Source organism: Streptomyces sp. NPDC043738 (assembly GCF_056436545.1).
Genome location: NZ_JBWKCJ010000005.1, coordinates 33,103 through 59,393 on the forward strand (window position 1 = coordinate 33,103; position 26,291 = coordinate 59,393).

23 protein-coding genes are annotated in these 26,291 nt (G+C 71.3%); 11 read left to right on the top strand and 12 right to left on the bottom strand.

Annotated elements, in window-relative coordinates; all coding sequences use genetic code 11:
- The first annotated feature begins 569 nt into the window (after positions 1–569).
- Positions 570–1,211 carry a phosphatase PAP2 family protein gene (locus AC0680_RS09275; protein WP_478626261.1) on the top strand — a complete coding sequence of 214 codons (642 nt, stop codon included), beginning with the start codon at positions 570–572 and terminating at the stop codon, positions 1,209–1,211.
- A 61-nt stretch (positions 1,212–1,272) separates the two neighbouring features.
- Here the strand turns inward: AC0680_RS09275 and AC0680_RS09280 are convergent, their stop codons facing one another.
- The 6 genes from AC0680_RS09280 to AC0680_RS09305 form a co-directional block, all read right to left on the bottom strand.
- On the bottom strand, positions 1,273–2,688 hold the full coding sequence (locus AC0680_RS09280; RefSeq protein ID WP_478626683.1) for an NAD(P)/FAD-dependent oxidoreductase: 1,416 nt from the start codon (positions 2,686–2,688) through the stop codon (positions 1,273–1,275).
- A gap of 20 nt (positions 2,689–2,708) precedes the next feature.
- A complete protein-coding gene (locus AC0680_RS09285; RefSeq protein WP_478626262.1) occupies positions 2,709–3,572 on the bottom strand; it encodes an ABC transporter permease in 864 nt (287 codons plus the stop codon).
- Positions 3,572–4,510 carry an ABC transporter permease gene (locus tag AC0680_RS09290; protein ID WP_478626264.1) on the bottom strand — a complete coding sequence of 313 codons (939 nt, stop codon included), beginning with the start codon at positions 4,508–4,510 and terminating at the stop codon, positions 3,572–3,574. Before AC0680_RS09290 ends, AC0680_RS09285 begins: the two co-directional genes overlap by 1 nt.
- Positions 4,507–5,670 carry an ABC transporter ATP-binding protein gene (locus tag AC0680_RS09295; protein ID WP_478626266.1) on the bottom strand — a complete coding sequence of 388 codons (1,164 nt, stop codon included), beginning with the start codon at positions 5,668–5,670 and terminating at the stop codon, positions 4,507–4,509. The genes AC0680_RS09290 and AC0680_RS09295 overlap by 4 nt, the downstream gene beginning before the upstream one ends.
- Positions 5,671–5,749: 79 nt before the next feature.
- Positions 5,750–6,997 (bottom strand): polyamine ABC transporter substrate-binding protein, encoded by a 1,248-nt coding sequence (locus AC0680_RS09300; protein ID WP_478626267.1) that lies wholly within the window; start codon positions 6,995–6,997, stop codon positions 5,750–5,752.
- 126 nt (positions 6,998–7,123) lie between these two features.
- Complete coding sequence (locus AC0680_RS09305; RefSeq protein ID WP_478626269.1) at positions 7,124–8,653, bottom strand: gamma-aminobutyraldehyde dehydrogenase; 1,530 nt, start codon at positions 8,651–8,653, stop codon at positions 7,124–7,126.
- A 201-nt stretch (positions 8,654–8,854) separates the two neighbouring features.
- Here AC0680_RS09305 and AC0680_RS09310 point away from each other — a divergent pair, with 201 nt between their 5' ends.
- Entirely contained in the window at positions 8,855–9,478 is a 624-nt protein-coding gene (locus AC0680_RS09310; RefSeq protein ID WP_478626271.1) for an NADAR family protein, read from the top strand.
- Between the two features lie 148 nt (positions 9,479–9,626).
- Complete coding sequence (locus AC0680_RS09315) at positions 9,627–10,646, top strand: adenosine deaminase (RefSeq protein ID WP_478626273.1); 1,020 nt, start codon at positions 9,627–9,629, stop codon at positions 10,644–10,646.
- 416 nt (positions 10,647–11,062) lie between these two features.
- On the opposite strand, the gene AC0680_RS09320 is transcribed toward AC0680_RS09315, so the two are convergent.
- Together AC0680_RS09320 and AC0680_RS09325 are read right to left on the bottom strand one after the other, a co-directional pair.
- A complete protein-coding gene (locus AC0680_RS09320) occupies positions 11,063–12,244 on the bottom strand; it encodes an ABC transporter substrate-binding protein (protein ID WP_478626275.1) in 1,182 nt (393 codons plus the stop codon).
- A 170-nt stretch (positions 12,245–12,414) separates the two neighbouring features.
- Positions 12,415–13,869, bottom strand: a complete 1,455-nt coding sequence (locus AC0680_RS09325; RefSeq protein ID WP_478626277.1) for a gamma-aminobutyraldehyde dehydrogenase — start codon at positions 13,867–13,869, stop codon at positions 12,415–12,417.
- Positions 13,870–14,047: 178 nt separating this feature from the next.
- Between AC0680_RS09325 and AC0680_RS09330 the strand changes: the two genes are divergently transcribed.
- The 5 genes from AC0680_RS09330 to AC0680_RS09350 all read left to right on the top strand — a co-directional run bounded on the left by AC0680_RS09330 (position 14,048) and on the right by AC0680_RS09350 (position 18,932).
- Positions 14,048–14,521 carry an Lrp/AsnC family transcriptional regulator gene (locus AC0680_RS09330; RefSeq protein WP_018087114.1) on the top strand — a complete coding sequence of 158 codons (474 nt, stop codon included), beginning with the start codon at positions 14,048–14,050 and terminating at the stop codon, positions 14,519–14,521.
- A 2-nt stretch (positions 14,522–14,523) separates the two neighbouring features.
- Entirely contained in the window at positions 14,524–15,885 is a 1,362-nt protein-coding gene (locus AC0680_RS09335; RefSeq protein WP_478626278.1) for an aspartate aminotransferase family protein, read from the top strand.
- Positions 15,886–16,100: 215 nt separating this feature from the next.
- Positions 16,101–16,841: an ABC transporter ATP-binding protein gene (locus AC0680_RS09340; RefSeq protein WP_478626280.1), complete on the top strand. Its 741-nt coding sequence runs from the start codon at positions 16,101–16,103 to the stop codon at positions 16,839–16,841.
- Complete coding sequence (locus AC0680_RS09345; RefSeq protein ID WP_478626282.1) at positions 16,823–17,995, top strand: hypothetical protein; 1,173 nt, start codon at positions 16,823–16,825, stop codon at positions 17,993–17,995. The genes AC0680_RS09340 and AC0680_RS09345 overlap by 19 nt, the downstream gene beginning before the upstream one ends.
- Before the next feature lie 115 nt (positions 17,996–18,110).
- Positions 18,111–18,932: an SDR family NAD(P)-dependent oxidoreductase gene (locus tag AC0680_RS09350; protein ID WP_478626283.1), complete on the top strand. Its 822-nt coding sequence runs from the start codon at positions 18,111–18,113 to the stop codon at positions 18,930–18,932.
- 60 nt (positions 18,933–18,992) lie between these two features.
- On the opposite strand, the gene AC0680_RS09355 is transcribed toward AC0680_RS09350, so the two are convergent.
- Positions 18,993–19,478 (bottom strand): RidA family protein, encoded by a 486-nt coding sequence (locus tag AC0680_RS09355; protein WP_478626285.1) that lies wholly within the window; start codon positions 19,476–19,478, stop codon positions 18,993–18,995.
- Between the two features lie 108 nt (positions 19,479–19,586).
- On the opposite strand from AC0680_RS09355, the gene AC0680_RS09360 reads away from it, so the two are divergent.
- The 3 genes from AC0680_RS09360 (at position 19,587) to AC0680_RS09370 (ending at position 22,321) form a co-directional block, all read left to right on the top strand.
- Entirely contained in the window at positions 19,587–19,994 is a 408-nt protein-coding gene (locus AC0680_RS09360; protein WP_478626686.1) for a MarR family winged helix-turn-helix transcriptional regulator, read from the top strand.
- A 1-nt stretch (position 19,995) separates the two neighbouring features.
- Positions 19,996–21,150: an LOG family protein gene (locus AC0680_RS09365; protein WP_478626287.1), complete on the top strand. Its 1,155-nt coding sequence runs from the start codon at positions 19,996–19,998 to the stop codon at positions 21,148–21,150.
- Between the two features lie 166 nt (positions 21,151–21,316).
- A complete protein-coding gene (locus tag AC0680_RS09370) occupies positions 21,317–22,321 on the top strand; it encodes a DMT family protein (protein ID WP_478626289.1) in 1,005 nt (334 codons plus the stop codon).
- Between the two features lie 19 nt (positions 22,322–22,340).
- Here the strand turns inward: AC0680_RS09370 and AC0680_RS09375 are convergent, their stop codons facing one another.
- From AC0680_RS09375 to AC0680_RS09385, 3 genes are read right to left on the bottom strand one after another with little or no spacing between them, the layout of a single operon-like run.
- Positions 22,341–23,435, bottom strand: coding sequence for an ABC transporter ATP-binding protein (locus AC0680_RS09375; protein ID WP_478626291.1), 1,095 nt, complete (start codon positions 23,433–23,435; stop codon positions 22,341–22,343).
- The gene (locus tag AC0680_RS09380; protein WP_478626689.1) at positions 23,436–25,163 is read right to left on the bottom strand and encodes an ABC transporter permease; all 1,728 of its coding nucleotides are present in this window, start codon (positions 25,161–25,163) and stop codon (positions 23,436–23,438) included. It lies immediately after the preceding gene.
- Positions 25,139–26,242, bottom strand: coding sequence for a thiamine ABC transporter substrate-binding protein (locus AC0680_RS09385; protein ID WP_478626292.1), 1,104 nt, complete (start codon positions 26,240–26,242; stop codon positions 25,139–25,141). The genes AC0680_RS09380 and AC0680_RS09385 overlap by 25 nt, the downstream gene beginning before the upstream one ends.
- Positions 26,243–26,291 lie beyond the last annotated feature (49 nt).

A 26,291-nucleotide genomic window follows, 5' to 3' on the forward strand; every position in this document is an offset into this window, starting at 1 on the left:
TCTCACACGCCATCACCCCCCCCCCCCCCAACCCCCCCCCCCCCCCCCCCCCCCCCCCCCCCCCCCCCCCCCCCCCCCCCCCCCCCCCCCCCCCCCCCACGCCCGTCTACCCGTCCGAAGCAGGGCGATCGGCACGCCGTCGAGGCGGACGCGCGTAGCTGGAGGTACGGAGTGAAGAAGATGTGCGGGGCCAATGGCGGCCGGGTGATGCGGCTGTCCGGTGCGCTGCCCGTGCCGTACGGTTTCTGCAGATGAGAGAAACACCCCGCTCGCAGGGGACTGCGGGCGACGCCCGGTCGGCGCTTCCCCGGCTCCGATCAGGCCGTGCCCTCGCGCACGACACCGGAACCCCTGGAATGGGGGGCTCTGGGAATCCTCACCGATCGGATGTCCGCTCGCCCCATACCCCCCGGGGCGCGCGGGACACCGGTCAGCGCGGCCGCCTCGGAACCACCCCCCCTGTTCCGGGGCGGCCGATCCCCTCTCCCGGCTCGCCGGACCGCTCGGCCCGCGCTCCACGCCGCTGCTCGCCGCTGACGGTCGCGCTCCTCAGTGCGGCGCTCTTCGCCGTGCTCACCTGGCAGGTGGCCGGCCACGGCCCGCTGCGCGCCCTCGACGAGCGCCTGGGCCGCGCCGTCGCCGCCGGTGCGATTCCCTCCTCCGCCGCCGAGTTCCTCGCCGACCTCGGCAATGCGACCGTCGCGCTGCCCGTGCTGTTGACGGTGGTGGTGTGGGCCGCGTGGCGGGGGTGGCGCAGGACGAGCCGCGCCGCGACGCACGAGGGCCCCGCCGCCCGCTGGTGGCTGCCGCCGCTCACCGCCGCGCTCGCGCTGGCCGCGGTACCGGCGCTCGTCGCCCCGCTCAAGCTCTGGCTCGCCCGGCCGGGCCCGCCCGCGATGGCCGGCGCCGCGCACGACGGCTTCTACCCCTCGGGCCACGGCGCCACGGCGGCGGTCGCCTACGGCGTGGCCGCGCTGCTGCTGACCCGGGGGCAGCCGTGGTGGGCGGGGAGCCCGGCCGCCCGCGTCCGTACGTCGGCGCTCGCCGCCGTGGTCGCCCTGCTCAATCTCGGCGTCGGCGTCGGGCTGGTGCGCCGCGGCTACCACTGGCCCCTGGACGTACTCGGCAGCTGGTGCCTGGTCGGCGTGCTGCTCGCGGCGTGGTGCGCGGTGTGCGGCCGGTGGGGCCGGGCGGCGGACGACGGACGGTGAAGGCGCGCGGCTCCGGCCGCGCGCCTTCGGCGAGCCTCAACGCGTCCGCCCGCTCCCCGCGTCAGCTGTCGAAGCCCAGCCCCAGCTTGTCCATGGCCTTCAGCCACAGGTTGCGGCGACCGCCGTGGGTGTCGGCCCGGGTCATCGACCACTGGGTGATGCCGATGCCCGCCCAGCGCAGCGGCTCGGGCGGGAAGGGCAGCGGCTTGCTGCGGACCATCTCCAGCTCGGTGCGCTCGGTGCGCTCCCCGGCGAGCAGATCGAGCATCACCTCGGCGCCGAAGCGGGTGGCGCCCACACCGAGCCCGGTGTATCCGGCGGCGTAGGCGACCCGGCCGGCGTGCGCGGTGCCGAAGAAGGCCGAGAAGCGGGAGCAGGTGTCGATGGCGCCGCCCCAGGCGTGGCTGAAGCGCAGGCCCTCCAGCTGGGGGAAGCAGCGGAAGAAGTGCCGGGCGAGCTTCTCGTAGGTGGCCGGGTGCTGGTCGTACTCGGCCCGTACGCCGCCGCCGTAGCGGTAGACGATGTCGTAGCCGCCCCACAGGATGCGGTTGTCGGCGGTGATGCGGAAGTAGTGGAAGTGGTTGTTGCTGTCGGAGAGGCCCTGGCGGTTCTTCCAGCCGATGGCGGCGAGCTGCTCGTCGGAGAGCGGCTCGGTCATCAGGGCGTGGTCGTAGACCGGCACGATGTACGGGCGCACCCGCTTGACCAGCGACGGGAAGGCGTTGGTGCCGAGCGCGACATAGCGGGCGAAGACCCGCCCGTAGGGGGTGCGGACGGCCATGCCCAGGCCTTCGGAGGCCAGGGCGGTGGCGCGGGTGCGCTCGTAGATGCGCACGCCCAGGCCGAGGCAGGCCTGCTTCAGGCCCCAGGCGAGGCGGGCGGGGTTCAGCATGGCGACGCCGTCGCGGTCCCACAGGCCGGCACGGAAGGTCGGTGAGTCGACCTCGGCACGCAGTTCGTCCTGGTCGAGGAAGGTGTGCCGGTCGAGCCCGAGCTCCGCGGCGTCCTTGGCGGCCTCCTTGAGTTCGGCGATCTGATGGGGCTCGGTGGCGATGTCGATCTCGCCGGTGCGCTCGAAGGCACAGTCGATGCCGTAGCGGGCGACCGCGTCCTCGATGGCGTCGAGATTGTGGATGCCGAGCTCTTCGAGCGTGGCGAGCTCACCGGGCCAGCGGGCCAGTCCGTTGCCGAGGCCGTGGGTGAGGGAGGCGGCGCAGAACCCACCGTTGCGCCCGGAGGCGGCCCAGCCGATCTCGGCGCCCTCGATGAGCACGACATCGCGCTGCGGGTCGCGCTCCTTGGCGATCAGCGCCGTCCACAGTCCCGAGTAGCCGCCGCCGACCACCAGCAGATCGCAGGTCTCGTCGCCGACGAGGGCGCCGAGCGCGTCGGGGCGGGCGGGATCGTCCAGCCAGAAGGGGGTGGGGGCGGCGTCCGCGAGTGCGTGGACGGCAGACGGTCCGGACGGATGCGGCATGGCAGCTCGTGCCATGGTTCTCAGCTCCTCTTGCGCCTGTTGCGGCGGTTCCCGGCCAGTTGGCCGACGACTACGCACAGCACGGCGACCAGGAACATCGCCGTACCGATGACATTGATCTGAACGGGCGTGCCCCGCTGCGCCGATCCCCAGACGAACATGGGGAAGGTCACGGTGGAGCCGGCATTGAAGTTGGTGATGATGAAGTCGTCGAAGGACAGGGCGAAGGACAGCAGGGCGCCGGAGGCGATGCCGGGCGCGGCGATCGGCAGCGTCACCCGCAGGAAGGTCTGCACCGGCGAGGCGTAGAGGTCCTGGGCGGCCTGCTCCAGCCGTGGGTCCATGCTCATCACGCGTGCCTTGACGGCGGTGACGACGAAGCTCAGGCAGAACATGATGTGCGCGATGAGGATCGTCCAGAAGCCGAACTGGATGCCCATGTTGAGGAAGAGGGTCGCCAGCGAGGCGGCCATGACGACCTCGGGCATGGCCATCGGCAGGAAGATCAGGGTGTTGACGGAGGACCGGGCGCGGAAGCGGTAGCGGGCCAGCGCGAAGGCGATCATGGTGCCCAGGACGGTCGCGCCGAGGGTGGCCCACAGGGCGATCTGCAGGCTCAGCCCCAGCGAGCCGCACAGGTCGGCGACCCCGCACGGATCGGCCCAGGCGTCCGTGGAGAACCGCTGCCACTGGTAGTTGAAGCGGCCGTTGGGCTTGTTGAAGGAGAAGACCAGCACGACGACGTTGGGCAGGATCAGATAGCCCAGCGTGCACAGGCCCGCTATCACCACGATGTTGCGGCGCAGCCAGCGCAGGGCCTTGCCGGGCGGGCGGGCGGCCGTGGCCGCGGTCGGTCGGGTTGCCGTCGTTTCGGTGGCCGCCATCAGACCAGATCCTCCGTCCCGGACTTGCGGATGTAGATCGTGACCATGGCGAGGATGGCCGCCATGAGGATGAAGGAGAGGGCGGCGGCGGTCGGGTAGTCCAGGACCCGCAGGAACTGCGACTGGATGACGTTGCCGATCATCTTCTGGTCGGTGGAGCCCAGCAGTTCGGCGTTGATGTAGTCACCGGCCGCCGGGATGAAGGTGAGCAGGGTGCCGGCGACGACACCGGGCATGGACAGCGGGAAGGTGACCCGGCGGAAGGTGGTGGCCGGCCGGGCGTAGAGGTCGCCGGCGGCCTCGTGCAGGCGCGGGTCGATGCGCTCCAGCGAGGTGTACAGCGGAAGGATCATGAACGGCAGGAAGTTGTAGGTCAGTCCGCAGACCACCGCGAGCGGGGTGGCCAGCACCCGGTGGCCTTCGGTGACGCCCAGCCAGCTCGTCACGTCCAGCACATGCAGGGAGTTCAGGACACCGACGACCGGTCCGGCGTCGGCCAGGATCGTCTTCCAGGCCAGCGTGCGGATCAGGAAGCTGGTGAAGAACGGGGCGATGACCAGGATCATCACCAGGTTGCGCCAGCGGCCGGCCTTGAAGGCGATCAGGTAGGCCAGGGGGTAGCCCAGGAGCAGGCACAGCGCGGTGGCGACCGCGGCGTAGGCCACGGAGCGGACGAACTGCGGCCAGTACTCGCCGAGCGCGTCCCAGTACGTGGCGAAGTGCCAGGTGACCTTGAAGCCCTCTTCGAGGGAGCCGGTCTGGATCGACGTCGACGCCTGGTAGACGAGCGGGGCGGCGAAGAAGACGAGCAGCCACAGGATGCCGGGCAGCAGCAGCCAGTAGGGCACGAGCCGTTTGCGGGCGGACGGCCGGTGCGCCTCGGGGGGCGCGGACCCGGTCTGCCGGTCCGGTGGCACGGGGGTCTCGGTGAGGGTCACGCGGCCTCCTCGTCGAGGTCCGCGCCGGCCTGGATGTCCTGGGCGGCGTCCAGCCCGAAGGTGTGCGCCGGGTTCCAGTGCACGACGACCTCCGCGCCGGGCACGAGACGGCCGTCGCGTTCGATGTTCTGCTCGTAGACGGCGAGTTCGCCCAGGCCGGGCACCTCGACGACGTACTGCGTGGAGACGCCGATGAAGCTGGCGTCCTTGATCCGGCCGGGCAGCCGGTTGTGGCCCTCGGGGCAGGCCGCGGCGTCGTCGGTGTGCTTCAGCGCGACCTTCTCCGGCCGTACGCCGGCCAGCACCTTGCCGCCCGTGGGGGCCGCGGCGCTACATCGGGCGGCGGGCAGCCGGAGCTTGGCGCCGGCGGCCTTCAGGAGCAGCTCCTCGCCGCCGGTCTCGACGACCTCGGCCTCGATGAGGTTGGAGGTGCCCAGGAAGTTGGCGACGAAGGTGGTGGCGGGGTTCTCGTAGAGGTCGGCGGGCGCGCCGAGCTGTTCGACCCGGCCGCCGTTCATCACGGCCACGGTGTCGGCCATCGTCATGGCCTCCTCCTGGTCGTGGGTGACGTGCACGAAGGTGATCCCGACCTCGGTCTGGATGCGCTTGAGCTCCAGCTGCATCTGGCGGCGCAGCTTGAGGTCGAGGGCGCCGAGCGGCTCGTCGAGCAGCAGGACCTGGGGGTGGTTGATCAGCGCCCGCGCGACCGCGACGCGCTGCTGCTGGCCGCCGGAGAGCTGCTGCGGCTTGCGGCGCGCCATCGGGCCGAGCTGGACGAGGTCGAGCATCTCCTCGACCTGCTTCTTGACGGACTTGATGCCGCGGCGGCGCAGCCCGAAGGCGACGTTCTCGTAGATGTCCAGGTGCGGGAAGAGCGCGTAGTTCTGGAAGACGGTGTTGACCTGGCGCTTGTAGGGCGGCAGGGCCGTGACGTCCTGGCCCGACAGCTCGACGGTCCCGGTGGTGGGCTCCTCCAGTCCGGCGATCATCCGCAGGGTGGTGGTCTTGCCGCAGCCCGAGGCGCCCAGCAGCGCGAAGAAGGAGCCCGCGGGGACGGTCAGGTCGAGGGGATGGACGGCGGTGAAGGAGCCGTAGGTCTTGCTTATCCCGTGGAGGCGGACGTCGCCGCCGCTGCTCTGGGGGGTCGCGGTGTGGGTCATGTCGGTCGTCCCGTGGGTCGGAGGGCGAAACGGCTCGGGTGGGCCTGGTGGGATCGTGGGGGCCAGGCCCCGGGGCGGCTCAGGCGCCGGTGAGGTCGGAGAACTTCTGGGCGAACTCCTTGCTCTCCTTGGCGTTCAGCGCGCGGAAGGAGTGGGACCGGGCCGCCATCTCCTTGTCCGGCAGGATCAGCGGGTTGTCCGCCGCCTTCTTGTCGATCTTGGCGAGCTCGTCGCGCACGCCGTCGACGGGGCATACGTAGTTGATGTACGCCGCGAGCCGGGCCGCCACCTTCGGCTCGTAGAAGTAGTCGATGAGCCGTTCGGCGTTCTGCTTGTGGCGGGCCTTGTTCGGCACCATGAGGTTGTCGGTGGACGTCATGTAGCCGGACTTGGGGATGACGTACTCGATGTCCGGGTTGTCGTTCTGGAGCTGGACGATGTCGCCGGCCCAGGCGACACAGGCGGCGAGGTCGCCCTTGTCCAGGTCGGTGGTGTAGTCGTTGCCGGTGAAGCGGCGGATCTGCTTTGCGTCCACGCCCTTCTGGAGCCGGGCCATCGCCGCGTCGAAGTCGTCCGCGGTGACGTCCTCGGGGCGCTTGCCCATGTCCAGCAGGGTCAGCCCGACGCTGTCGCGCATCTCGGAGAGGAAGCCGACCCGGCCCTTGAGCCGCGGGTCCTCCAGCAGCTGGCTCACCGAGTCGACCTTCCGGCCGCCGGTGGCCTTCTTGTTGTACGCGATGATCGCGGGGATGCCCTGCCAGACGTAGGAGTGCGCGCGGCCCGGGTCCCACGCCGGGTCGCGGAACTCCGCCGCCAGGTTGGCGTAGGCGTGCGGCAGGTTGGCCGTGTCCAGCTTCTGGATCCAGCCGAGGGAGATCATCCGTGCGCACATCCAGTCGGTGAGCACGACCAGATCGCGGCCGGTGTCCTGGCCCGCCGCCAGCTGCGCCTGGACCTTTCCGAAGAACTCGTCGTTGTCGTTGATGTCCTCGGTGTACTTGACGGCGATGCCGGTGCGCCGGGCGAACGCGTCCAGCGTCGGGTGGCGCTTGCCGTCGTCGCTGACGTCCATGTACTCGGTCCAGTTGGAGAAGTTCAGACGCTTCTCCGCCCGGGAGTGGTCCGCGCTGCGGGCGGCGTCCGTGCGGCCCGCGGGCGGGATGCCACAGGCGCCGAGGGCACCCAGGCCGCCGGCCGCGACGGCCATGGCGCTGCTCGCGCGCAGCAGCGTGCGGCGGGTCATGGCCAGCCGGCCGTTGGCCGCGCTGCGGCGGACGGCGGCGATCTCGGCCGGGGACAGGGGTTCGGGCTGCTCGTGGTGCTCCATGCGCGGTGCCCTTTCGGGGGTGAGCCCGGCGCTCGGCCGGTGGTGACGGTGCCGCGCGGCGCTGGCCGCAGGGGGTGGGGCCCGGGTGGGGGCGGGGCCTGTGGGGGCTCGGTGAGGCCGGGTCCGTCAGGGACGGTCCCCGAAGATCGTCCGGTGCCAGTCCTTCCTGGCGACCGCGGTGTTGTCATACATCACGTGCTTGACCTGCGTGTACTCCTCGAAGGAGTACGCCGACATGTCCTTGCCGAAGCCGGACGCCTTGGCGCCGCCGTGGGGCATCTCGCTGATGATCGGGATGTGGTCGTTGACCCAGACGCAGCCCGCGTTGATCTCGCGGGTGGCGCGGCCGGTGCGGTAGACGTCCCGGCTCCAGGCGGAGGCGGCCAGCCCGTAGGGGGTGTCGTTGGCCAGCGCGATGCCCTCGTCGTCGCTGTCGAAGGGCAGCACGACCAGCACCGGGCCGAAGATCTCGGCCTGCACGATCTCGCTGTCCTGCGCGGCCCCGGCGATCAGTGTGGGCCGGTAGTAGGCGCCCTTGGCCAGCCTGCTGTCGTCGCCGAACGCGGGTACCTCGCCGCCGGTGACGACGGTGGCGTAGCCGCGCGCCCGGTCGACGAAACCGGCCACCCGGTCGCGCTGGGCGTGCGAGATCAGCGGGCCCAGGTCGGTGGACGGGTCGAAGGGGTCGCCGAGCCGTACGGTCGCCATCAGGTCGGCGACGCCCTGGACGAACGCGTCGTAGAGCGGGCGCTGGACGTAGGCGCGGGTGGCGGCGGTGCAGTCCTGGCCGGTGTTGATCAACGCGCCGGCGACCGCGCCGTGGACGGCGGCCTCCAGGTCGGCGTCGTCGAACACGACGAAGGGGGCCTTGCCGCCGAGCTCCAGGTGCAGGCGCTTGACGGTGCCGGTGGCGATCTCCGCGACGCGCTTGCCGACGGCGGTGGAGCCGGTGAAGGAGGTCATCGCGACGGAGCGGTGGCCCACCAGGTGCTCGCCGGCGTCCCGGCCCGCCCCGGAGACGATGTTGAGCACGCCGTCCGGCAGCCCCGCGCGCTGCGCGGCCTGCGCGAACAGCAGCGAGGTCAGCGGGGTGATCTCGGCGGGCTTGAGGACGATGGTGTTGCCCGCGGCGATGGCCGGCAGCACCTTCCAGGCGGCCATCTGCAGCGGATAGTTCCAGGGCGCGATGGAGCCGACGACACCGATGGGCTCGCGGCGGATGACGGAGGTGTGGTCGGCGCTGTATTCGCCGGCTGCCTTGCCCTCCAGGTGGCGGGCGGCGCCGGCGAAGAACGCCGCGTTGTCGATCGAGCCCGGCACATCGAACTCGTTGCTGAGCTTGATCGGCTTTCCGCAGTTCAGCGATTCGGCGAAGGCGAGGTCGGCGGCGTCCTCGGCGAGCGCCGCGGCGAAGCGGTGCAGGGCGTCGGAGCGCTCGCCGGGGGTGGCCCCGCCCCACTCGGCGAAGGCCCGCTCCGCGGCCGCCACGGCGGCGTCCACGTCTGCTGTGCCCGCGAGTTCGTAGGAGTACACCGTCTCGCCGGTCGCCGGGTCCACGACGTCCTGGGTACGGCCGGAGCTGCCGGCGCGGAGGCTGCCCGCGATGAATTGCGCGCCCTCGGCGAACCGCTCGGTGACATCGAATCGGTGGTCCATGGTGCTCTCCTCCGCCGGGCGCCGGGGCCGCTCAGCGGCACTGCCTGGCGTAGCTACTTCCGGAATTGATGGCCGATCTTGACAGAGGAAAGCACCCTCAACAAGTGATTCCGTTGTTGCCTTTTGGTTACGCGACGAATTCTGCGATTTTCCCCGTACCCGCCCCGACACGTTGTCAGTGCCCGCTGACAGAATCCCGGCATGATGCACGACAACACGGGGGCCGGCGAGACGATCATGGCCGGACGGGTCGCGGACGGACCGCGCTCGGTCGAGGAACTGCGCCGCGAGACCGCCGCCGGAAAGCACAGGAAATACGTCCATTTCTGGGGCCACAGCCCCCGGCGCGACGGCAGCCTCGGGGCGAGCTGCTTCAGCCAGTGGTGGCCCTCCCCCTTCACGGTCGACGGGGTCCGCTATGCCACCGCCGAGCACTGGATGATGGCCGGAAAGGCCCGGCTGTTCGGCGACGCGGACGCGGAGCGGGGCGCGATAGCGGCGGGCCACCCCAAACAGGCCAAGTCCTACGGGCGCAAGGTCCGCGGCTTCGACGAGGAGACCTGGCAGCGGCATCGCTACGCCCTGGTCGTCGAGGGCAGCCTGCACAAGTTCGGGCAGGACGCCGGCCTGCGGGAGTTCCTGCTGGGCACGAACTCCCGGGTGCTGGTCGAGGCCAGCCCGCTGGACCGGATATGGGGCATCGGCCTGGCCGCCGACGACGAGCGGGCCATGGACCCGGCGCGCTGGCGGGGGCTGAATCTGCTGGGCTTCGCGCTGATGGAGGCCCGCCAGCGGCTACGGGAGGCGGACGGCCGGCAGCGGTAGGGCGCCAGCGGCCGGCGACGCCGGCATGTCGGCAGGGGCCGGGGCCGCCGGCCGATTCCCGCCCCGCGGCCACCGGCCGCCCCGGGCGCGCATAGCATGACCAGGCCGTTCCGCGCACCCTCGAACATCCACCGACCAGGAGGATCCGTTGTCCGATCTCGATGCCTTCATCGCGGGCCTGCCCAAGGCGGAGCTGCACGTCCACCACGTCGGATCGGCCTCACCACGCATCGTCTCCGCGCTGGCCGCCCGGCACCCCGACTCGGCCGTCCCCACCGACCCCGAGGCGCTGGCCGACTACTTCACCTTCCGCGACTTCGCGCACTTCGTCGAGGTCTACCTCTCCGTCGTGGACCTGATCCGCGACGCCGAGGACGTCCGCCTGCTGACGTACGAGGTCGCCCGGGACATGGCACGGCAGCAGATCCGCTACGCCGAGCTGACCGTCACGCCCTTCAGCTCCACCCGCCGCGGCATCCCCGACGCCGCGTTCGTCGAGGCCATCGAGGACGCCCGCAAGGCCGCCGAGTCCGAGCTGGGCGTGGTGCTGCGCTGGTGCTTCGACATCCCCGGCGAGGCGGGGCTGGAGGCCGCCGAGGAGACCGCCCGCATCGCCTGCGACCTGCGGCCCGAGGGCCTGGTGTCCTTCGGGCTCGGCGGCCCCGAGATCGGCGTTCCCCGCCCGCAGTTCAAGCCGTACTTCGACCGCGCGATCGCCGCCGGGCTGCACTCCGTACCGCACGCCGGCGAGACCACCGGCCCCGGCACGATCTGGGACGCGCTGCGCGACCTGCGCGCCGAGCGCATCGGCCACGGCACCAGCGCCATCCAGGACCCCGAGCTGCTGGCCCACCTCGCCGAGCACCGCATCCCGCTGGAGGTCTGCCCCACCTCCAACATCGCCACCCGCGCGGTGCGCACCCTGGAGGAGCACCCCCTCAAGGAGATGGTCGACGCCGGCGTCCTGGTCACCATCAACAGCGACGACCCCCCGATGTTCGGCACCGACCTCAACACCGAATACGGCGTCGCCGCCCGCCTCCTGGGGCTGGACACCACCGGTCTGGCCGCCCTGGCCAAGAACGCCGTCGAGGCCTCCTTCATGGACGCCCCCGCCAAGGCCCGACTGTCGGCCGAGATCGACGCGTACACGACCTCCTGGCACTGACCATCACGCAACACCAGGGAACCGATCACTCTCCGTAATCGTTGCCGGAATACAGGGAGGCCCGCACGGCAGAGGCCACCACAGGACGGAGGACGCCACAGGGCGGGGGCCACCGCAAGGCGGAGGACGCCACAGGACGGAGGGCGCCACAGGGCGGAGGCCACCGCAGGGCGGAAGGCGCCGCACGGCACAGGGCATCTCGCCGCACAGGGCATCTCACGGCAGAGGCGGCCAGATCGCAGAGTGCGCAGAGTGCGAGGGCACCGCACCGCAGAGGGGCCCCTCGGCCCAGGCCACCACACGGGCGCAGGCCACCGCACGGGCGGAGGCCACCAGACGACAGGGGGCACCCGGGGGGGCACCGCACCACCGGCCGAGGGCGCCGCTCTGCGGAGGGCGCCGCACGGCCGGCACGCTCACAGCCCCACGATCCCGTTCCACTCCTTGGCGAACTCCGTCCGCTCCTTGGAGGTGATGTCACGGGCGATGGCCAGTCGCTTGCGCATCGCGTCGTCGGGGAAGATCAGCGGGTCCTCGGCCAGCTCGGCGCGGTCCTTGTCCTTGGAGGAGGCCAGCACGTCGCGCGCGGCCGGGACGGGGCAGACGTAGTTGACCCAGGCGGCGAGGTCGGCGGCGACCTCCGGCCGGTAGTAGTGGTCGATCAGCCGCTCGGCGTTGCGCTTGTGGTCCGCGAGGTTGGGGATCATCAGGCTCTCCGCCCAGAGCTCGGCCCCCTCCTCCGGCACCACGAACTCGATGTCGGGGTTGTCCGCCTGAAGCTGGATCACATCGCCTGAGTAGGCCTGTGCGGCGAGCACGTCCCCGGAGTCCAGGTCCTTGATGTAGTCGTTGCCGGTGAAGCGCCTGATGTGGCCCTTGCGGACGAGGCCGCGGAGCTGGTCGGCCATGCGGTGGAAGTCGTCGCCGGTCCAGCGGGTGACGTCGACGCCGTTGCCCTGCATCAGCAGGGCGAACGCCTCGTCGAGTCCGGAGAGCAGGGTGACGCGGCCGCGCAGGTCGTCCTTCCACAGGTCGGCGGTGTGCCGGATCTCGCGGCCGAGCTTCCTGCGGTTGTAGGCGATGCCGGTGATCCCGGACTGCCAGGGCACGGAGTGCTTACGGCCCGGGTCGAAGTGCGGGGTGCGCAGCAGCGGATCGAGGTGTCGGGCGACGTTCGGCTGGGCGGTGCGGTCCATCTCCTGGACCCAGCCCAGGCGGACGAAGCGGGCGCACATCCAGTCGCTGATGACGATCAGGTCGCGGCCGGTGCGCTGATGGTTTATCAGCGCCGGGCTGATCTTGCCGAAGAACTCGTCGTTGTCGTTGATCTCCTCGCTGTACGCGACGGAGATCCCGGTGCGCCGCTCGAACGCGTCGAGGGTGGGCCGGCGCTGTTCGTCGTGGTCGTCGACGTCGATGTACAGCGGCCAGTTGGCGAAGGTGATCCGGCGGTCGCCCGACGAGCGGTCCGGGCCCGCGCGGTCCGCCGCCCCGACGTACGCGGGCGGCACCCCGCATCCGGTCATGGCGGCCAGCGCCCCCGTCACCCCCATTGCGCCCATGCCCCGGAGCAGCCCCCGCCGCGAAAGATCAGCCATGGCGAGCACTCTCACGTGCCGCGGGCGGAGGCGGCAAGAGACAGAGCGTCAACTGCCGGGCCTCCGCCCGCGACGGTGTGTCGAGCGTTCCGTGGCGCTCGACGGTGGGGATCCCCCGGGCCGGCCGGTCGGCCACTCGGGCCGGCCGGCCGACCGGTCGGTGCTGCGGCTCAGCCGTCCAGCGAGGTCATCACGTGCTTGATGCGGGTGTAGTCGTCGAAGCCGTAGGCCGAGAGGTCCTTGCCGTAGCCGGACTTCTTGAATCCGCCGTGCGGCATCTCGGCGACCAGCGGGATGTGGGTGTTGATCCACACACAGCCGAAGTCGAGGCTCTTGGACATCCGCATGGCGCGGGCGTGGTCCTTGGTCCACACCGAGGACGCGAGCGCGTACTCGACGCCGTTGGCCCACTCCACGGCCTGCTTCTCGTCGCTGAAGGACTGGACGGTGATGACCGGGCCGAACACCTCGTGCTGGACGATCTCGTCGTCCTGCTTGAGGCCCGAGACGACGGTCGGGGCGAAGAAGTAGCCCTTCTCGCCGACCTGCTCGCCGCCCGCCTCGATCTTGGCGTGCGCGGGCAGCCGCTCGATGAAGCCCTTGACCTGCTTGAGCTGGTTGGCGTTGTTCAGCGGGCCGTACAGCACGTCCTCGTCGTCGACCGCGCCGGTCTTGGTCTCCGACGCGGCCTTGGCCAGCGCCGCGACGAACTCGTCGTGGATGGACTCCTGGACGAGCACGCGGGTCGCGGCCGTACAGTCCTGGCCGGCGTTGAAGTAGCCGGCCACCGAGATGTCCTCGACGGCCTTGGCGATGTCGGTGTCCTCGAAGACGACGACCGGCGCCTTGCCGCCCAGCTCCAGGTGGACCCGCTTGAGGTCCTTGGCGGCGGACTCGGCGACCTGCATACCGGCGCGCACGGAGCCGGTGATGGAGGCCATCGCCGGGACGTCGTGCTCGACCATCAGGCGGCCGGTCTCGCGGTCACCGCAGATGACGTTGAACACGCCCCGCGGGTGGCCCAGCTCGTCCAGCACGCTGCCGATGATGTCGGCGATCAGGACCGTCGAGGCGGGGGTGGTGTCGGACGGCTTGATGACGACGGTGTTGCCCGCGGCCAGCGCCGGGGCGAACTTCCAGACGGCCATCATCATCGGGTAGTTCCACGGCGCGACCTGGGCGCAGACGCCGACCGGCTCGCGGCGGATGATGGAGGTGAAGCCGTCCATGTACTCGCCGGCCGAGCGGCCCTCCAGCATCCGGGCGGCACCCGCGAAGAAGCGGATCTGGTCCACCATCGGCGGGATCTCCTCGGAGCGTACGAGGGCGATCGGCTTGCCGCAGTTCTCGGACTCGGCGGCGATCAGCTCCTCCGCCCGCTCCTCGAAGCGGTCGGCGACCTTGAGCAGGACCTTCTGGCGCTCGGCCGGGATCAGGTCGCGCCAGGCGGGGAAGGCGGCCTCGGCGGCGGCCATCGCCGCGTCCACGTCGGCGGCGGCCGAGAGCGGTGCGGTGGCGTACGCCTCACCCGTGGCGGGATTGACCACCTCCGTGGTCCGCCCGTCGGCGGCGTCCCGGAACTCCCCGTCGATGTAGTTGCGCAGACGACGCAGTGCGGTGGTCACTGTGCGCCCCCTTCAGTTCAGATGTCCGGTGGTTTGGGTCCACCCTAGCCATGAAACCCACGCTTTCAACACACCCGCCACCCCGGAACAACGGAATCAGTGAAATTCTGATCGCGACACGACTAATTTCATCGCTTTGGGGTTGCAAGACCGACGAGGCTCGTGCACAGTGAAGGACGTGGCCACTCGTGACAGAAACGGCACCCCGTCGATCGACTCCGTCTCCCTGGCGATCATCGAGCAGCTCCAGGAGGACGGGCGCCGTCCGTATGCCGCAATCGGCAAGGCCGTCGGCCTGTCCGAGGCGGCTGTGCGCCAGCGCGTACAGAAACTGCTCGACCAAGGCGTGATGCAGATCGTCGCGGTCACCGACCCCCTCACGGTCGGTTTCCGTCGGCAGGCAATGGTCGGCATCAACGTCGAGGGTGACCTCGATCCCGTGGCCGACGCCCTGACGACCATGGAAGAAGTCGAGTACGTCGTCATGACGGCAGGCTCCTTCGATCTCATCATCGAGATCGTCTGCGAGGACGACGACCACCTGCTGGAAATGATCAACAAGCGGATCCGCACGCTTCCCGGCGTCCGATCCACCGAGAGCTTCGTGTACCTCAAGCTCCGGAAGCAGACCTACACCTGGGGAACGAGATAGCAATGAGCGGCGACCTCTCCAAGACGGCCTACGACCACCTGTGGATGCACTTCACCCGCATGTCGTCGTACGAGAATGCCCCCGTGCCCACCATCGTCCGCGGTGAGGGCACCAACATCTACGACGACAAGGGCAAGCGCTACATCGACGGCCTCGCCGGCCTCTTTGTGGTCAACGCCGGCCACGGCCGGGTCGAGCTCGCCGAGACCGCCTACAAGCAGGCGCAGGAGCTCGCCTTCTTCCCCGTGTGGTCCTACGCCCACCCCAAGGCCGTGGAGCTCGCCGAGCGCCTGGCCAACGAGGCCCCCGGCGACCTCAACAAGGTCTTCTTCACCACCGGCGGCGGCGAGGCCGTCGAGACCGCGTGGAAGCTGGCCAAGCAGTACTTCAAGCTCACCGGCAAGCCGATGAAGCACAAGGTGATATCGCGGGCGGTGGCCTACCACGGCACCCCGCAGGGCGCCCTGTCCATCACCGGCCTGCCCGGCCTGAAGGCCCCCTTCGAGCCGCTGGTCCCCGGCGCGCACAAGGTGCCGAACACCAACATCTACCGCGCCCCGATCCACGGCGACGACCCCGAGGCCTTCGGCCGCTGGGCCGCCGACCAGATCGAGCAGCAGATCCTCTTCGAGGGCCCCGAGACCGTCGCCGCGGTCTTCCTGGAGCCGGTGCAGAACGCCGGTGGCTGCTTCCCGCCGCCGCCCGGCTACTTCCAGCGGGTCCGCGAGATCTGTGACCAGTACGACGTGCTGCTCGTCTCCGACGAGGTCATCTGCGCCTTCGGCCGCCTGGGCACGACGTTCGCCTGCGACAAGTTCGGCTACATCCCGGACATGATCACCTGCGCCAAGGGCATGACCTCGGGCTACTCCCCGATCGGCGCCTGCATCGTCTCCGACCGCCTGGCCGAGCCGTTCTACAAGGGCGACAACACCTTCCTGCACGGCTACACCTTCGGCGGCCACCCGGTCTCCGCGGCCGTCGGTGTCGCCAACCTCGACATCTTCGAGCGTGAGGGCCTCAACCAGCACGTCCTCGACAACGAGGGCAACTTCCTGAGCACGCTGCAGAAGCTGCACGACCTGCCGATCGTCGGCGACGTCCGCGGCAACGGCTTCTTCTACGGCATCGAGCTCGTCAAGGACAAGGCCACCAAGGAGTCCTTCAACGAGGAGGAGACCGAGCGCGTCCTGTACGGCTTCCTGTCCAAGGCGCTGTACGACAACGGCCTCTACTGCCGCGCCGACGACCGTGGCGACCCGGTCATCCAGCTGGCCCCGCCGCTGATCGCCGACCAGCCGGTCTTCGACGAGATCGAGCAGATCCTGCGCACGGTCCTCACCGAGGCCTGGGCCAAGCTCTGACCGACGCGCCTCCTCCAGATGCGCTGATACACAACTGAACACCCAGCGGTCCAGATTCACTCACTTCAAGCCATACGAGTGAATCTGGGCCGTTGTGCTGTCAAGCGACGAATACCGGGGGGCACCAGTCCTTACCGTGCTAGTGACCGATACCCTCCATGGTCGTTCACCCAGTTGGGGGAACGAGTCGACGCGAACAAGCAAGAGGTGCGCAGATGGTGGCCCCGCCTGACAACGACGTTCTCTGGGCACGCGGCCTGCACCACACGTACGGCGGCACCAACGCCCTCGCAGGGGTCTCCCTCGGCGTCCGCGAGGGCGAGATCCTCGCCGTCACCGGCCCGCGCGGCAGCGGCAAGACCACCCTGTTGAAGTGCCTCTCCGGTCAACTCGTCCCGTCCGAGGGCGAGGTGTGGTTCAACAGCGCCCCGGTGCACACCCTCTCCTCTCCCAGCCGCGAACGGCTGCGCCTGGACCGGTTCGGCTGGATCGACACCGAACCGCACCTCGTCCCCGAACTCACCGCCTGGGAGAACGCCGCCCTCCCCTTGCTGCTGCGGGGCAGCGGCAGCCGCTCGGCCAAGCACACCGCCCTCGAATGGCTGGACCGCCTCGACGTCGGCATGTGCGCCCGCCGCCGCCCCGCGCAGCTCGACCAGTCCCAGCGCCAGCGCGTCGCGATCGCCCGCGCGCTCGCCACCACCCCCCAGGTGCTCTTCGCCGACGAGCCCACCGCCCCGTTGCACCACGCCGACGGCACTCAGGTGCTGCGCACCCTGACCACCGCGGCCCGTTCGCACCAGATCACCGTGGTCCTGGCGACCCACGACCCCGGTGTCGCCACGCTCGCCGACCGCTCCCTCGCGCTCCTCGACGGCCGTCACTCGGCCGAGGCTCCCGCCACCACCGGCTCCTCCGATGAGGAAAGCAGGGCAGCGTGCTCGCTCTCCGTCTGACCCGCGGCTCGCACCCCCTCGTTCTGCTGCGACGCCTCTTCGTCGCTGCCGCGGCGGCCGGCACCGGCTTTCTGCTGCTGTCCACCGTCGGCTACGCCGCCGGCCACCCGTCCACCGCCGACGAATCGCTGGTGCGCCTCCTGTGGTGCGCGGCCCCGCTCGCCGCCACCGCCCAGTTCGCGGTCTCCACCGCCCGCACGGATCCCGCCGCCCGCCTTCAGCGCGGGATGACCGCCGCCGGGATGGGACCCCTGCGTCTGACTCTCCTCGCCACCGCCTCCACCGCACTGACCTGCTTCCTCGGCGTCCTCCTCGCGCTGTTCGCCTTCCTGCGCCTGCGTGGCGACCTCGGCGGCCCGGGCGCGGCCTCGGCCTTGGGCATCGACTCCGACCTGCTCGGCTCGGGCCACCCGCTGCCGCTCGCCGGCGCCCTGATGCTGCTGGCGCTCGTACCGCTGACCGCCGCCGCCGCGACCGCCGTCGTCCTGCGCCCCCGCGACGAGACCGGCACCCCCGACTTCGAGGCCCGCCACCGGACCGCCCCGCCCTCCGGGCTCCCGTGGGGCATCGCCCTGGCCGCGGCGGGCCTGGCCATCGAGGCCTACACCAGCCCCGGCTCCCAAGGTCACGGCGGGCTGCTGCCCCTGCCCGGCCGGTTGGTCGGCAGCCCTCCGGGCGCACTGGCCGGCTGGGCCCTGTCCGCCTTCGGTCTCGTCCTGGCCGGACCCGGTCTGGTGCATCTGTGCGGCCGTCTGCTGTGCGCCGGCCGCCCCGGCGCGTTGCGACTGCTGTCCGGACGCGTGCTCCAGGAGGAGTCGCACCGCCTGGGCCGTCCGCTCGGCGTGCTGTGCGCGGTGGCCTCCGCCGTCTATGCCGCCGTGAAGGTCTACGAGTCCGCTCCCTCCCGTCCTTTCGGCCCGCTCACCGCCATCGGCGCGGCGGTCGTGCTCGCCTGTGTCACCGCCAGCGCCCTCACCGCCGCCTTCGAGTCCCGCTCCGCCCGTGCCCGTACCACCGCCGCCCTGCGTCGTCTGGGCGCCTCCGCCTCCGTCCTCTACCGTGCCGCGGCCCTGCGCCTGCTGGCCCTGGTGATCGTTCTCGCCCCCCTGACCTGGACCGTGGCGGAGATGGTGACGCTGCCGCTGGTGCGGTGAGGGCCCACGGCGTGTCCGGGGGAGCTTCGGGCTCGCGGCGCGTCGCCTGGTGGTGGCGACACCAGGTTCAGCACACTCTCCCGTGTCGTTGCGCCCAACTGCCAGGCTGCTTCCCATGAATCAGCGCACCACCTTGATCACGGGGGCCACCCAGGGCCTGGGCCGCGGCCTCGCACTCGCCCTCGCCGCCCAGGGCGGCACCCTTTTGCTGCACGGCCGCGACCGCACCCGTCTGGACACCGTGGCGGCCGAGGTACGGGCCGCCGCCCCCGGCACCACCGTCCGCACCTACCTCGCCGATCTGGCCGACCTCGACCAGGTGCATGCGATGGCCGCCCGGATCCGTGCGGCGGAACCCCGGCTCGACGGACTGATCAACAACGCCGTCGCGGGCGGCGGCGCCGATCCGTTCCGGCGTGAGCTGAGCCGGCAGGGCCACGAGCTGCGCTTCGCCGTGAATCACCTCGCCCCCTACGCCCTGACCCGCGATCTGCTGCCCCTGCTCATCTCCTCCGCCCCGTCCCGCGTGGTCAATGTCGCCTCGATAGGGCAGGAGGCCATCGACTTCGACGACGTGATGCTGGAACGGGACTACGAAGGCCTGCGGGCCTACTGCCGGAGCAAGCTGGCGCTGATCATGGCGACGTTCCACCTGGCCACCGAGCTGGAGGGCACCGGCGTCACGGTCAACACCCTGCATCCGGCCCATCTGATGGACACCGACGGGGTGCGCGAGTACGGCCTCACTCCGGTGACCACCGTCGACGAGGGGGTGCGGCCGACCCTCCGGCTGCTCACCGATCCCGCTCTGGCGTCCACCACAGGCCGTTACTTCGACCAGTTCACCGACACCCGGGCACACGACCAGGCTTACGACGTCGGGGCCCGGGAGCGCCTGATGCGGCTGACCGACGCCCTCATCGGGCGAGCGGCGTGAGCCGGCGCCGGACGACGGGTGAGCGGGTGCCGGGGACCCGGGCCGCCGGGCCCGCCCCGCTCAGCGGGCGAGCGCGGTGACCTCCACCTCTATCCGCCAGTCGGGCTGGGCCAGTGACGACACCTCCAGCAGGGTGTCCGCGGGGTAGGGCTCGGAGAGGAACTCCCCTCGCAGCGTGATGACATGGTCGAGGTCGGCGGCCATGTCCGTCACGAAGATGCCCACCTTCACCACATCGGCCAGCGAGGCGCCGGCCGCGGCCAGGACCCGCTCGACGTTCGCGAACGCCTGGCGCCCTTGGGTCAGGAAGTCGTCCGAGACGGTCCGTCCCTGTTCGTCGATTCCCGCCTGCCCCGAGACATGGATCAGTCCGCCCGCCTTGACGGCCTGGGAGATCCTGTACGGCTCGTACCAGTCCGGTGTGGTCGCGATCCGTTCGATCTCCCGCGCCGCCTCGGCCGCTTCGACAAGGCCCTCGGAAGCCTGCGCCACCGTCACCACCGTCATCTCTCCCCCTCGCTCTTCCTGGACCTGTTCCAGTTCCATGCACATACATTCCTTGCATGCACATACATAAGTTTCGGGTGCATGTACGCTGCTGTCAAGGCCCCTCGGAAAACGGCGGCGGGAAGCGGCGGAAGCGAGCGCATGGCGATGGACGCGGAGCACTGGGACCGGCTCGGAGCACTGCACACGCGCGTCGAGCAGGAACTGGCACGAGCCCTGCAGCAGCACCACCGCATCGGACTCTCCGAGTACCGCGCGCTGACGCGGCTGGCCGAGGCCGACGACGGCGAGCTGCGCATGCAGGAGCTCGCCGACCTCATCGGCCTCAACCAGAGCTCCGTGAGCCGGCTGGCCTCCCGCCTGGAGTCCTCCGGCCTGACCCGCCGCGACCTGTGCCCCGACGACCGGCGCGGCGTCTACAGCGTGATCACCGACGAAGGCCGGAAAGTCCAGCGGAAGGCGCGCCCCACCTACGACGGCGCGCTGCGCGAAGCGCTGGACGCGGCCGCCTCGGACGGGCACCTCGGGCCCCTCGTGGAGTCCCTGCGGTCCTAACATGGCGGGCGTGCAGCCGAATTCACCGCTCCCAGCGCCCCGCCGTCACGACGACCACGACCGGGAAATCGAGTCCCTCGAGGAGTTCGACCGGGTCGCCGCCTCGGGCAGCCTCGCCGGATACCGCATCCAGTCCGTCGACCTGACGGACCGTACGTTCGCGCTGCTCGGCACGGACACCACGGAGTCGGTGTTCCTCGGCTGCGTGATGGAACCGGACGCCGCCACGAAGGTGCGCGCCGGAGGCGCACTGGTCTTCCCGCCCATACCCGGCCTGCCGTTCGATCCGTACCGCGGCGCCCTCTACGGGCCGGACGAGCTCTTCGTCGGGCTGGTAGACGCCGGCTACGACTCCACCCCGGACGCCCGCACGTACCACTGGTACCAGGAGACCAAGTCGGACGGCGACATCTTCGCCTCGATGCTGCGCAGCATCCACGACGACGCCGTCTCCGACGCCCTGGACGAGCACCTGGCCGGCGCCCGGGTGGTGGGTGTCATGGGCGGGCACGCCCTGGAGCGCGGCTGTGCCGCCTATGCGGGCGCGGCCCGGCTCGGCCGCCGGCTCGCCCGCGACGGCCTGACCGTGGCCACGGGCGGCGGCCCCGGTGCGATGGAGGCGGCGAACCTCGGGGCGTACGCCGCGCCCTTCGAGGACGACATGCTCGACGCGGCGCTGGAACTCCTCGCCAAGGCACCGCACTTCGCCCCTTCGGTCACCGACTGGGCCCGGGCCGCCTTCGACGTGCGCCGGGGCCATCCCGGCGGCGGCGCCTCGGTCGGCATACCCACCTGGTTCTACGGGCACGAGCCGCCCAACGCCTTCGCCACCCATGTCGCCAAGTACTTCGTCAACGCGGTCCGCGAGGACGGCCTGCTGGCGCGCTGCAACGCCGGCGTCGTCTTCCTGCCGGGCGCGGCCGGGACCGTACAGGAGATCTTCGACAACGCGGCCCCGAACTACTACCAGTCGCGGGGCGAGCCGACCCCGATGGTGCTGGTCGACCGTGCGCACTGGACCGAGCACCTGCCCACCTGGCCGCTGCTCCAGGCGCTGGCGGCCGATCGCCCGATGGCGGCCCGGATCGCCCTGGTCGACTCGGTCGACGAGGTTCCCGGGGTGCTCGCCCGCCTCGGGGCGGGGGCGGCTTCCTGACCCGGCCGGGTCCCGCTCCCGGCGCCGTCGCCCACTCGGCCGCCGCTCGCCGCCGGCCGGCCGCGCGATGTGTTTGCCCGGCTGAGGCAACTCCCGTCCCGAAATGAGCGTCTGCCAGGCCAGGTAATGAACAGGTAATGCCAAGTGCGCGTGAACGGAGCTCCTGGTGATCATCGGCCTTCTGACGGCCGTAGCGGCGTCGGCCTGCTACGGCACGGGTTCCGTCCTACAGGCGGTGGGGTCGCGCAAGTCCGCCCGCCGGGAGGCGGCCGAGTCCTCCGCCAGCGGCGTCACCCAGCACGGCGGCCCCAGTCTCTCGTCCACCGCGAAAGCCGCCGTGACCTGGGAATTCATGGTGGGCACGGTGCTGGACTTCATCGGCTTCGGGCTCGGCGCGCTGGCGGCCCGGCTGCTGCCGCTGTTCCTGTCCCAGACCGTGATCAGCGCCAACCTGGTGATCACCGCCGTACTGAGCATCAAGCTCCTCGGCATCCGGCTCAGCCGGGCCGAGTGGGGCTCGATCGCCGTGGTCTGTTCGGCGCTGGTGCTGCTCGCCACGGCCGCGGGCCCGGAGGGCAGCGGTCATACGCCGATCGCGACCCACTGGTGGCTGCTGGTCGCGTCCCTGGTACTGATCGGCGGCGGCACCCTGATCGTGCGCCTGCTGGGCGCGCGGGCCGCGATCCTCGCCGGTCTGCTCTCCGGCCTGGGCTTCGGCTCGCTCGGCGTCGGTGTACGGGTGCTGAACGGCGTGGATCCGTTCCATCTGCCCTCGCTGCTCGGCGACCCGGCCCTGTACGCGATCCTCGTGGCGGGCATCGGCGGGATGTATCTGCACACCGTCGCCCTGCAGATCGGTTCGGTGAACGGCGCCACGGCGGCGCTGGTGGTGGGCGAGACCGTGGTCCCCGGCATCCTCGGGGTGCTGTGGCTGGGCGACTCCTCCCGTCCGGGCTTCGCCTGGGTCGCCGTCCTGGGCTTCGTGGTCGCCGTGGCGGGCGCCGTGGCGGTCGCCTGGTTCGGCGAGCCGGAGGGGGAAGGCGTACCAGCGGCGGTCGCCCCTACGGGTGCGGAGGTGCCGGCCCAGGCCGCAGGCGGCGCGGCGCCGGCGGGCGGGAGCGCGCACGAGGAGCGGGCCGGGCGCCCTGTGACGGCCGCGCCGGAGCGCTGACGCCCGGCGGCGCGCCGGGTCAGGGCGTGTCCAGGCCCGGCTGCGCGCCGGGCCGGGGCGCGTCCAGCACCACGACGTCCTGTGCGGCGAAGGCGATGCCCACCCGCTCACCCACCGCGGGTGCGTCCCGCAGCGCGCAGGCCGCCTCCAGCTGAGGTCCGCCGGACGGCTGGAGCAGCAGGGTGACATGGGTGCCGCGGAACGTCCGGGCCGCGACGGTGGCGGGCAGGCCCTCGGCGGCGGGGGTCAGCCGCACCCCGGCGGGGCGTACGAGCAGCCGGCACGGCCCGTTCCGGGTGCCCTGCGGGACCGGTACCTTGCCCCAGGGCGTGCCGGCGGCCTCGCCCCGCACCGTCGCCTCGACCACGTTGTCGAAGCCGAGGAAGCGGGCGACGAACTCCGTGGCCGGCCGCCGCCAGACCTCCAGCGGCGTGCCGGTCTGCGCGATCCGGCCGTCCTGCATCACCACGACCCGGTCTGCGAGCGCGAAGGCCTCCTGCTGGTCGTGGGTGACGGCCAGCACCGTCGTGCCCAGGTCGCGGAAGAGGCGGCGCAGTTCGACGACGAGCCGTTCGCGCAGCCCGCGGTCGAGCTGGCCGAGCGGCTCGTCCAGCATCAGCAGCCGGGGGCGCGGGGCGAGCGCACGGGCCAGGGCCACCCGCTGCTGTTCGCCTCCGGAGAGGGAGGCCACGGCGCGCCGCTGGGCGCCCGGAAGCCCGACGAGGTCCAGCAGTTCGGCGACCGTGCGGTCCTGGTCGGCGCGCGAGGCGCGCCGCATCCGCAGTCCGAAGGAGACGTTGCCGGCGACATCGCGCTGCGGGAAGAGCTGGTGGTCCTGGAACATCAGCCCGACCCCGCGGCGGTGTGTGGGCACTCCCGACTGATCGCCCCCCTCCAGCAACACCTGTCCCGCATCGGCCTGTTGGAGGCCGGCGACCACCCGCAGCAGGGTGGACTTGCCGCTGCCGCTCGGCCCCAGTACGCAGACGATCTCGTGCGCGGCGACCTCCAGGTCCACCGCGTCCAGTGCGGCGCGCCCAAAGGTGCCGAAGCGGACGGTCACCCCGTCCAGCCGCAGCAGCTCGCGCGCCGTGCTCTCGTTGCGTGCCGTCATCTAGAACTCCCCGGAGTGGTCGGTTCGCGCGCGCTCCAGGACCAGCAGGGCGCCGGCGCACACCACCATCAAGATGGTCGACAGGGCCATCGCCTGCCCGTAGTTGAGCTCTCCCGCGCGCCCCAGCAGCCGGGCCACGGCCACCGGGAGCGTCGGCTGGTCGGGCCGTGCGATGAAGACCGTCGCGCCGAACTCACCGAGCGAGACGGCGAAGGCGAAGCCCGCGGCGATCAGCAGTGCCCGCCGCACCATCGGCAGATCGACCTCGCGCCACACCCGCCACGGCGAGGCGCCGAGCACGGCCGCCGCCTCCCGCAGCCGCCCGTCGACGGCCCGCAGGACGGGCAGCATGGTGCGGACCACGAACGGGACTCCCACCAGTGCCTGGGCGAGCGGGACCAGCCACCACGAGGCGCGCAGGTCCAGCGGTGGTTCGTCGAGGGTGATCAGGAATCCGAAGCCGACGGTGACCGCGGAGACGCCTAGGGGCAGCATCAGCAGTGCGTCGAATCCGCGGACGAACCTGGCGGCCATGGGGATCCGCCCGGACGGGCCCCGGCCCAATCCGGGGAGGGTCAGGGCGGCGGCCGCCAGTCCGCCCACCACCAGCGCGATGGCGGTGGCGGCGGCCCCGTAGGCGAGGGAGTTCCACAGTGCCTCCAGGGGGGCGACGACGAAGGTGCCGTCACCGGCTCCGGCGGAGCGCAGCGACTCGTAGAAGACCGCTCCGTAGCCGTCCGGCCCGGCGAACGACCGCTCCACGAGCACGACCAGCGGGGTGATCAGCAGGACGGCGATGATCAGGAGCGTCGCCCACAGCAGCGCCCACTGGCCGCGGCCGCGCGGCCGGTGCGCGGTCTGCGAGGCGGCGACGAGCCGGAGGGCGGACTCCCTGCGGCGCACGGTCCAGGCGTGCAGCGCCAGCACGCCGAGCACCGCCGCGAACTGGATCATGGTGAGGACGGCGGCCGTCGGCAGGTCCAGGAAGTCCGCGGTCTGCCGGTAGATCTCCACTTCCAGCGTCGAGAAGGTGGGGCCGCCGAGAATCTGCACCACCCCGAAGGAGGTGAAGGTGAAGAGGAAGACCATCAGGGCGGCGGCCGCGACGGCCGGCCCCAGCGCGGGCAGCGTCACCCGCCGCCAGGCCGCGAACCGTCCGGCTCCCAGCACCCGCGCCGCCTCTTCCTGGCGCGGGTCGAGCTGCCCCCACAGTCCGCCGACGGTCCGTACGACCACGGCGTAGTTGAAGAAGACGTGCGCCAGCAGAATCGCCCAGACCGAGGTGTCCAGGCGCAGCCCCCACAGGTCGTCCAGCAGCCCGCCGCGCCCGACCAGCGCCAGGAAGGCCGAGCCGACGACGACGGTCGGCAGCACGAACGGCACCGCCACCACCGCCCGCAGCAGTTGTTTGCCGGGGAAGTCGAAGCGCGCGAAGACATAGGCGCCGGGCAGCGCGATCAGCAGCGTCAGCCCGGTCGAGGCGGCCGCCTGCCAGAGGGTGAACCACAGCACGTGCACGACATCCGGGTCGCTCAGCACGGCGCCGAACCGGCTCAGTTGCCACTGCCCGCCGTCCTTGAGTCCGCGCCCGACGATCGCCACGACCGGGTAGGCGAAGAACAGCGCGAAGAAGGCGAGCGGCACCGCCATCAGGCCGAGCCGCACCGCCGTTCCCCGCGCGGGCCGTCTGCTGCGGGCGCCGGCTACTTCAGGACGAGCGAGGACCACTGCTTGATCCACTGTTCGCGGTTCTCGGCGATGTCCTTCGGGGCCAGCGTCGCCGGCTTGTCGATCTTCGCGCCGTACGTGGTGAACAGCGCCGGCAGCTCGGCGTCCTTGCGCGCCGGGTTGACGAACATCTGCAGCGGTACGTCCTCCTGGAACTTCTTGCTCAGCAGGAAGTCCAGCAGCGCCTTGCCGCCCTTCTCGTTCTTGGCGCCCTTGAGGAGGCCGCCGAACTCGATCTGGCGGAAGCAGGTGCCGGTCGCGACACCGGTCGGTGCCTGCTTGGGCGCCGGCTTCTTGCCGAGCACCTCGACGGGCGGGCTGGAGGCGTAGGAGACCACCAGCGGCTTGTCGCCCTTGCCCTTGCCCGCCCCGGAGCCCGAGAAGCGCTCGTTGTAGGCCTGCTCCCAGCCGTCGACGACCTCGACGCCGTTGGCCTTGAGCTTCTTCCAGTAGTCCTGCCAGCCTCCCCCGCTCTCGGCTTCGCTCGAGCGGGAGGTGCCCCCATCGCCGTATGTGGCGATGGTGGCGAGCTGGAAGGCGAGACCCGGGGAGGAGGTCGCGGCGTTCTCCGTGACGAGCAGCCCCTTGTACCGGGGCTTGATCAGATCGTCGAGGGTCTTCGGCGGCGCGATCTTGTGCTGGTCGAAGTAGGCCCGGTCGTAGTTGACGCAGATGTCGCCGTAGTCGAGCGGGGTGACGCGGTGCCTGCCCTTGTCGAGCTGCAGCGCGGCCGGGACGCTGTCCAGCCCCTTGGCCTGGTACGGGGTGAAGAGGTCCGCGTTCAGGCCGCGGGAGAGCAGGGTGTTGTCGATGCCGAAGAACACATCGCCCTGGGGGTTGTCCTTGGAGAGGATCGCCTGGTTGACGGCCTTGCCGGCGTCGCCGCCCTTGAGGAGCGTGACCTTGTAGCCGCTCTCCTTCTCGAAGGCCTTGAGCAGCGGCTTGGGGAACGAGTCATGGCTGACGAGCGTGACGGTCTTGGCGTCCGCGTCGCCGCCCGAGGTGCCGCACGCGGCAAGCGCGGTCATGCCGAGCGCGGTGGCGAGCGCCGTCGCGGTGATCCTGCTGGTGGTTCTCACTGATTTCCTCCTGGCTGGCCAGGAAGAGACGCGGCCCCGCCCGGTGTCC